The organism is Streptomyces sp., assembly GCF_050698815.1.
In the GTDB taxonomy this organism is placed as follows: domain Bacteria; phylum Actinomycetota; class Actinomycetes; order Streptomycetales; family Streptomycetaceae; genus Streptomyces.
The window spans coordinates 1-8274 of the sequence record NZ_JBOHCV010000106.1 but is presented as its reverse complement, the minus strand read 5'-3'; the positions used below and the strand labels follow the sequence as shown (position 1 = coordinate 8274).

The following is an 8274-nucleotide window of genomic DNA, read 5'->3' as shown; positions in this document are numbered from 1 at the left end:
AGCCGGCTCCGCGCCCGCCGGCCGGCACCCGGCTCGAGGCCCGCCGCGCGGCCCGTGCCAGACGGCAGGGTCCCGCCATCATCGCCAGCCGCTTCCTGGGCGAGGTCTTCATCTCGGCCGGTGTGCTGATGCTCCTCTTCGTCGCCTACCAGTTGTGGTGGACGAACGTGCTGGCCGGCCAGGAGGCCGGCGGCGCCGCGAGCGATCTGCAGGAGCAGTGGAAGGGCGGGGGCGGCAAGAACGCGCTGGACCCGGAGCGCAGGGCGGACGACTTCGCGCCGGGTGAGGGCTTCGCGCTCCTCTATCTGCCCAAGCTGGACATGAAGGTCCCCATCGCGCAGGGCATTTCGAAGCCGCAGGTGCTCGACAAGGGACTGGTCGGTCACTACAACCAGACGCCGTTCAAGACCGCGATGCCGTGGGACAGGAAGGGCAACTTCGCACTGGCGGGGCACCGCAACACCCATGGTGAGCCGTTCCGTTACATCAACCGCCTGGTGGCGGGTGACGAGATGGTGGTGGAGACGGCCACCAAGTTCTACACGTACAAGATGTCCAACCGGCTGCCGGCCACAAGTCCCTCCAACACGACGGTGATTGAGCCGGTACCGCCGGAGTCCGGTTTCAACAAGCCTGGCCGATATATCACGTTGACCACGTGCACGCCGGAGTTCACGTCGAAGGCCCGCCTGATCGTCTGGGGCAAAATGGTCGAGGAGCGGCCGCGGAGCAAGGGGAAGCCGGACGCTCTCGTCGGGTAGGGGATCAGGGGAAGCGGGCGGTACGCGGTGGCAGGGACCGAGCAGGACGCAACCGAAGAGGCGGCTGAGGGGGCCGGGGTGACGGGGGGCCGCAGCGGCGCACGTCTCCGCCGGCGCCGGCGCGTCTCCGCCGTGGTCGGCGGCATCGGCGAACTCCTGATCACGGCGGGCGTCGTGCTCGCCCTCTTCGTCGCCTACTCGCTGTGGTGGACGAACGTGCTCGCCGAACGCGACTCCCGGCAGGCGGGCGACAAGGTGCGGGAGAACTGGCTGCACGACCGCACCCCCGGTGCTCTCGACACCAAGGACGGCGTCGGCTTTCTGCACGTGCCGTCGATGTCGGACAGCGACATCCTGGTGATGAAGGGCACCAACGCCAAGGAGCTCAACAAGGGCGCCGCCGGCTACTACACCAAACCGGTCAAGTCGGGGATGCCGCAGGACCAGTCGGGCAACTTCTCACTGGCCGCGCACCGCGACGGGCACGGCGCGAAGTTCCACGACATCGACAAGATCGAAAAGGGTGACTCGATCGTCTTCGAGACGAAGAACACCTGGTTCGTCTACAAGGTCTTCAAGCTCCTGCCGAGCACCTCGAAGTACAACGTCGACGTCCTCAAGCCGGTGCCCGAGGGATCGGGCAAGAAGCGGGACGGGCGCTACATCACGCTGACCACGTGCACGCCCGTCTTCACCTCCACCTACCGGTACGTGGTGTGGGGCGAGTTGGAGCGCACCCAGGACGTCAACGCAAAGCGGACGCCCCCGGCGGAGCTGCGCTGACGCGCTGTCTGCTCCGCCGGGGGCGTCCTCCGCCTGCGGCCCCGTCGTCAGTCGTTCTTGCGGCTGCTCTCGCCGACGGGTCCGCCGAAGAAGCCTCCGTCGTCACCGCCGCCGCCGTCCTCGCCCGGGCCGCCGGGCCGGGCGATGATGGTGACGGTGTCGCCCTTCTTGCCCTGGGTGTTGGCGGGCGGGTTGGTGGTGACGACCGTGGCGTCCTTCTCGTCCGGCGCTCCCTGGACCTGGACCACGAACCCGGCCGCCTCCAGCGTCTTGCGGGCGTCCTTGACGCGCTGGTTGGTGACATCGGGGACGGTGGCCGGCTGCTGGTCCGGCGCCTTGGCGACGGTCAGGGTGACCTTGGTCCCCTGCTTGCGCTGGGAGTTGGCCGCCGGGTCCTGCTCGAGCACCGTGCCGGCCGGCTTGGACGCGTCGTCCCTCTCCGTCTTGTCCACGGCGAAGCCGAGACCCTCCAGCTCCGCCTTGGCCTGGTCGAAGCTCTTGCCGACGACCTGTGGCACCGGGGTGGTGTCCTGCTTGGCGACCGTGAGGGTGACGGTGGAGTTCTTCTGTGCCTTGCTGCCACCGGCCGGGTCCTGCGTCAGTACGGTGCCGGGCTCCTGGTCGGACTGGTCGGTCTGCCGCTTGACCTGGAAGCCCGCCGCTTCCAGTTCCTGCTTGGCCTGGACGTAGGAGTCACCCTTGACGCTGGGGACGTCCACCGGCGCCGGGCCCTTGGACATGTTCAGGGTGACGGTCTCGCCCGGTTCGATCGACGTGCCCTTCTTCGGGTCGGTGTCGCAGACCGTGTTCTTCTTCTGCTCGCAGAACTCGGCGTCGCCCTTGGTGACCTTGAAGTTGCCGTTCTCGGCGGAGCCCTGTGCCTCCGAGAAGCTCTGGCCCGCCAGTTGCGGCACCTTGACGCTGTCGTTCGGGCCGCCCCCGAAGAGGACCTTGCCGACGAAGATGGCGCCGACGAGGATGAAGATCGCCGCGATGACGAGCAGGATCGTGGAGAGGGGGCTCTTGCGCTGCCGCCGCCGGCCGCGGCCGCCCTCGTCGTAGAAGCCGCCGTCGTCCTCGCGGACGGGGGGCAGCATCGAGGTCTGTCCGCCCTGTGCGCGCAGCGCCGTGGTGGGCTGGTCGTCCGGGTAGCCGCCGTAGCCGACCGAGCCGAGGGCGGAGGCGGCGCCGACCGGCTGCCCGTCGAGGCAGGCCTCGATGTCGGCGCGCATCTCATCCGCGCTCTGGTACCGGTAGTCGGGGTCCTTGACCAGGGCCTTCATGACGATCGCGTTCATGTCGGCCGAGATCTCGGGGTCGAAGGCGGTGGTCGGCTGCGGCTCTTCCCGTACGTGCTGGTAGGCGACCGCGACCGGGGAGTCGCCGATGAACGGCGGGCGGTTGGTGAGCAGTTCGTAGATCAGGCAGCCCGTGGAGTACAGGTCGGAGCGGGAGTCGACCTGCTCGCCCTTGGCCTGTTCCGGGGAGAGGTACTGGGCGGTGCCGATCACGGCCGAGGTCTGCGTCATCGTCATGCCGGAGTCGCCCATGGCCCGGGCGATGCCGAAGTCCATGACTTTGACCTGGCCGTTACGGGTCAGCATGATGTTGGCGGGCTTGATGTCGCGGTGCACGATGCCGCTGCGGTGGGAGTACTCCAGCGCCTGGAGGATGCCGATGAGCATTTCCATCGCGCGCTCGGGCAGCAGCTTGCGCCCGGAGTGCAGCAGCTCGCGGAGGGTGGAACCGTCCACGTACTCCATCACGATGTACGGGATGGACACCCCGGCACCCGCGCCGGCGGCCGTGCCTTCGTACACCATGTCTTCGCCGGTGTCGTAGACGGCGACGATCGCCGGGTGGTTCAGCGAGGCGGCCGACTGGGCCTCACGGCGGAACCGGGCTTGGAACGACGGGTCTCGAGCCAGGTCGACACGGAGCGTCTTGACCGCCACGGTGCGTCCCAGCCGTTGGTCATGGGCGAGATAGACCTCGGCCATGCCACCGCGGCCGAGCACCGAGCCCAGCTCGTACCGGCCGCCGAGGCGACGCGGCTCTTCCATAGTCCAGCCCTCTCCGTTCGTCCGGTCCGTATCTCGTATACGGCACGGCGGTGTGCTGCTCGGGATACGGTACCCGCCCCCGCCGGTGGGTCGGCGGGGAGCGGAGTGACGGGCGTCACTCCGCGCTGTGGGGGTCCCTCCGGGTCGGCCGGGGGGAGGTCGGCGGGTGTGGGCACCGCTGGCGTCATCACTTGCCCTGGAGAACGGCGTTCATCACATCCTTGGCGACCGGGGCGGCTAGTTTGCTGCCCGCGATGTCGTCGCGGAGTGTGTCCGAACTCTCGATGACGACGGCGACCGCGACCGGCGCGGAGCCGTCCTTGCCCTTCGCGTAGGAGATGAACCACGCGTAGGGGTTCTCCTTGTTGTTCTCGCCGTGCTGAGCGGTGCCCGTCTTGCCGCCGACGGTGACGCCGGGGATCTGCGCGGTGGTTCCGGTGCCCTTCTCCACGACGGTCTCCATGCCGGCCTGCAGCTTCTGGGCGTTGGCGGGGGAGACCGGCCGGCTCAGCTCGCGCGGCTTGTGCTGCTCGATGACGTTGAGGTTCGGGGCGACGAGCTGGTCGACCATGTAGGGCTTCATCAGCGAGCCGTTGTTGGCGACCGCGGAGGCGACCATGGCCATCTGCAGCGGCGTGGTGCGGTTGCTGGCCTGGCCGATGCCCGCCATGGCGTTCTGCGGCTTGTTGTCCTCGGGGTAGATGCTCTCCGCGGCGCGTACGGGAGTGTCCAGCTCCTTGTCGTTGAAGCCGAACTTCTCGGCCATCTTGCGCATCTTCTCGTTGCCCAGCTTGTTGCTCATCTTCGCGAAGACGGTGTTGCAGGACCAGCGGAGCGCGGTGCGCACGGTGGCGTTCTCGCAGGGGATGTCGCCGTCGTTGCCGAGGTCGGTGCTGGAGTCCGGCAGCCGGTAGGGGTCCGGGGTGTCGGTGGCCTTGTCCAGGTCGTACTCGCCGCTCTCCAGGCCCGCGGCCGCGGTGACGACCTTGAAGGTGGAACCGGGCGGATACGTCTGCCGCAGCGCCCTGTTGAGCATCGGGTCCTCGTCGTTCTGCTCCCGCTGCAGCTTCGACCACGCCTTGGTGTCCGAGGGGCCGTTGCCGGCGAAGCTGGACGGGTCGTAGGAGGGGGTGCTGGCGAGGGCGAGGAGGGCGCCGGTCTTGGGGTTTATCGCCGCCACGGCGCCCTTCTTGCCCTTCAGCCCGTCGTAGGCGGCCTTCTGCGCCTTGGCGTCGAACGTGGTGACGACGTTGCCGCCCTTCTGCGGCTTGCCGGTGAGCATGTCGATGGTGCGGTTGAAGAAGAGCCGGTCGTCGTCGCCGGTGAGGATGCCGTCGTTGAGCGCTTCCAGCTGGGTCGCGCCGAAGGCCTGCGAGGCGTAACCGGTCACCGGCGACCACATCGGACCGTTCCGGTACGTGCGCTTGTACCGGAAGTCGCCGCTCTTGTTCTCGGCGGAGCCGGTGATGGACTTGCCGTCGACGATGATGTTGCCGCGCGGCTGCGCGTACCGGGCGATGGCGACCCGGCGGTTCTTGGGGTCGTTCTTCAGCTCTTCGGCCTGGACCAGCTGGATCCAGTTGTCGCGTACCAGCAGGGCCAGCACGAGCAGGCCACAGAAGATCGCGATGCGGCGCAGTGGCTTGTTCACTGTGCTTCACCTCGGGCGGATCGGGACGGGATCACGGTCGGACCACCTGCGTCATCTCGGCGTCTGGTGACGGCGCGGGCGCGGGTGCGGGGCGCCGGGCCGTATCGCTGATCTTGAGCAGGATGGCGACCAGCGCCCAGTTGGCGATGACCGACGAGCCGCCCTGCGCGAGGAAGGGCATCGTCATGCCCGTCAGCGGGATGAGGCCCATCACGCCGCCCGCGACGACGAAGACCTGGATGCCGAAGGCGGCGGAGAGACCGACGGCCAGCAGTTTGCCGAAGGGGTCACGGGCCGCGAGGGAGGTGCGGATGCCGCGCTCCACGAGCAGTCCGTACAGCAGCAGGAACGCCATCACCCCGGCCAGGCCGAGCTCTTCGCCGACGGTGGCGAAGATGTAGTCGCTCTTGGCGGCGAAGCCGATCAGCCGGGAGAAGCCCTGCCCGAGACCGGAGCCGAGCGTGCCGCCGGAGCCGAAGGCCCACAGGGCCTGTGCGGGCTGTTCGGAGCCGTCCCGGAACGCCTGCATGGGGTCGAGCCAGTCGTTGACGCGGCTCTCCACGTGCGGTTCGAAACTGGCCACCGCGACGGCGCCGACGACGGTCAGGCCCAGGCCGAAGACGATCCAGCTGGTGCGCTCGGTGGCGACGTACAGCATCACCACGAACAGACCGAAGAAGAGCATCGAGGTGCCCAGGTCGGTCTCGAAGACGAGGATGAGGACGGAGAGTGCCCAGATGACGAGGATCGGGCCCAGGTCACGGCCGCGCGGCAGGTACAGGCCCATGAAGCGGCGGCTGGCGAGCGCGAGGGCGTCGCGCTTGACCATGAGGTAGCCGGCGAAGAAGACCGCGATGATGATCTTGGCGAACTCGCCGGGCTGCAGCGAGCCGACGCCGGGGATGGTGATCCAGATGCGGGCGCCGAAGCGGGCCGGGAAGAAGACCGGCAGGATCAGCAGGATCAGCGCCAGCACCATGGAGATGTAGGTGTAGCGCTGCAGCACGCGATGGTCCTTGAGGAAGACCAGGACCCCGACGAAGAGCGCGACGCCGAGCGTGGACCACATCAGCTGGGCGGGAGCGGCGGCCCCGCCGGGCAGCGGCTCGAGGTCGAGCCGGTAGATGAGGACCAGGCCCATGCCGTTGAGCAGGGTGGCGATGGGCAGCATCAGCGGGTCGGCGTACGGAGCCCAGCGGCGTACGACGATGTGCGCGACGCCGGCGAGCAGGATCAGCCCGAGACCGTAGCCGAGCATCCCGGCGGGGAGCGTGCCGTCCTTGGCCAGGCCGACGTTGGCGTAGGCGAAGACGGGGATGAGCACGGCGAAGACGAGCATCGCCAGCTCGGTGTTGCGCCGGCTGGGCAGACCCCCCGGGGAGATCGTGGTGTTGCTGCCGGTGTTGCTCATGATGTTGCTGCTCATCGCTGCGGTGGCCCCCCTACGGTGCGGTGCACTGCTTGGCGAGCTGCTGCTGTTTCTCCGAGAGCCCGGGGCTGGGTGACGGAGAGCCGGAGCTCGGTGTGCTGTCGGGACCACTGCTGTCAGCGGTCTGCCGGACCCCGGTCTTGTTTGCGTCGTTGGGCTTGTTCTGCTCGTCCTTCTTCCGGTCCTCGTCGCTGGGCGGCTTCGGCTGCTCGCGCTGCTCGGCGACGATCCGGCAGACCTCGGCCTGTGCCTGCAGCTCGTCGGCCTTGTCCCGGGCCTCACCGGCACTGCTGGCGGCGATGGTCTCGCGCACCTGGCTGCGCTGGTACACCGGAAGGTACTTGAGTTCGATCTTGGGGCGGTCCTGATAGACCTCGTGCAGGCTCACGCCCGCCAGCTCCTGGCTGATGCCGCGGTAGAGCGCGACGTGGTCGTCGTTGGCGCCGACGTAGTACTGCGTCTGGGTCCAGCGGTAGCCGCCGTAGAGCCCGCCGCAGACGATGATGAGGATCAGCATGATCCACACGGTCCGCCGGAACCACCCGCGGCCGCCGCGGTGCTTGACGAAGTCCTCGTCGCTGTACCGGCCGAAGCCGCCGTGCGGCGGCCCGGCCATCTCACCGCTGCCGGGCGGCCCGAAGCCCTCGCCGGCAGCGCCCTGCGGCGGCACCGACCGGCCGCCTCCGCGCCCGAGTTCGGCGGCGCGGGCCGCCGGGGTACGCAGGCTTCCGCTGTCGCCGCCCAGCGGCGTCTGGGACTCGGCGACGGCACCGACGACGACGGGGGTGTCGTTGAGCTGTCCTCCGTGGGCGTCGTTCTCGTCGACGTCGAGCACGTCCGCGACGATGCAGGTGATGTTGTCCGGGCCGCCGCCGCGCAACGCGAGCTGGATCAGCTCCTGCACGGTCTCCTGCGGGCCCTGGTAGCCGGCGAGGGCGTCCTCGATGGTCTGCGGGCTGACGACGGTCGGCAGGCCGTCGGAGCAGATGAGATAGCGGTCCCCGGCCCGTACCTCCCTGATCGACAGGTCGGGTTCGACGTGGTCGCCGCTGCCCAGCGCGCGCATCAGCAGGGAGCGCTGCGGGTGGGTGGTGGCCTCCTCCTCGGTGATCCGCCCCTCGTCGACCAGCTTCTGCACCCAGGTGTGGTCCTGGGTGATCTGGGTGAGCTGGCCGTCCCGGAGCAGATACGCGCGGGAGTCGCCGACGTGTACGAGGCCGAGCCGCTGACCGGTCCACAGCAGGGCGGTGAGCGTGGTGCCCATGCCCTCCAGCTGCGGGTCCTCCTCGACCATGACGCGCAGCTGCTCGTTGGCCCGCTGCACCGCGGTGCCGAGGGAGGTCAGGATGTCCGAGCCCGGAATGTCCTCGTCGAGCTGGACGATGGTGGAGATCACCTCGGAACTGGCGACCTCACCGGCGGCCTGGCCGCCCATGCCGTCGGCCACCGCGAGCAGCCGTGGGCCGGCGTAGCCGGAGTCCTCGTTGTGCTCACGGATCATGCCGTCGTGTGATCCGGCGGCGAAGCGCAGTGACAGACTCATGCGCACCTCGCCTGTCGGCTCCGGGTACATCCGCACGGTGCCCA

Annotated in this window: 6 protein-coding genes; 2 read left to right on the top strand and 4 right to left on the bottom strand. The window is 68.9% G+C overall.

Annotated features, from left to right (window positions below; translation table 11 throughout):
• Together ACRDP3_RS04130 and ACRDP3_RS04125 are read left to right on the top strand one after the other, a co-directional pair.
• On the top strand, positions 1-761 hold a 761-nt coding region (locus tag ACRDP3_RS04130), incomplete at its 5' end, for a class E sortase (RefSeq protein WP_431515429.1).
• Positions 762-839: 78 nt separating this feature from the next.
• On the top strand, positions 840-1544 hold the full coding sequence (locus ACRDP3_RS04125; protein WP_431515428.1) for a class E sortase: 705 nt from the start codon (positions 840-842) through the stop codon (positions 1542-1544).
• Positions 1545-1591: 47 nt separating this feature from the next.
• Here the strand turns inward: ACRDP3_RS04125 and pknB are convergent, their stop codons facing one another.
• The 4 genes from pknB to ACRDP3_RS04105 all read right to left on the bottom strand — a co-directional run bounded on the left by pknB (position 1592) and on the right by ACRDP3_RS04105 (position 8260).
• Positions 1592-3607, bottom strand: a complete 2016-nt coding sequence (gene pknB, locus ACRDP3_RS04120; RefSeq protein ID WP_431515427.1) for a Stk1 family PASTA domain-containing Ser/Thr kinase — start codon at positions 3605-3607, stop codon at positions 1592-1594.
• A gap of 187 nt (positions 3608-3794) precedes the next feature.
• Positions 3795-5258, bottom strand: coding sequence for a peptidoglycan D,D-transpeptidase FtsI family protein (locus ACRDP3_RS04115; protein WP_431515426.1), 1464 nt, complete (start codon positions 5256-5258; stop codon positions 3795-3797).
• A gap of 31 nt (positions 5259-5289) precedes the next feature.
• A complete protein-coding gene (locus ACRDP3_RS04110; RefSeq protein ID WP_431515425.1) occupies positions 5290-6684 on the bottom strand; it encodes an FtsW/RodA/SpoVE family cell cycle protein in 1395 nt (464 codons plus the stop codon).
• 16 nt (positions 6685-6700) lie between these two features.
• The gene (locus tag ACRDP3_RS04105) at positions 6701-8260 is read right to left on the bottom strand and encodes a Stp1/IreP family PP2C-type Ser/Thr phosphatase (protein ID WP_431515430.1); all 1560 of its coding nucleotides are present in this window, start codon (positions 8258-8260) and stop codon (positions 6701-6703) included.
• Between the last annotated feature and the right edge of the window lie 14 nt (positions 8261-8274).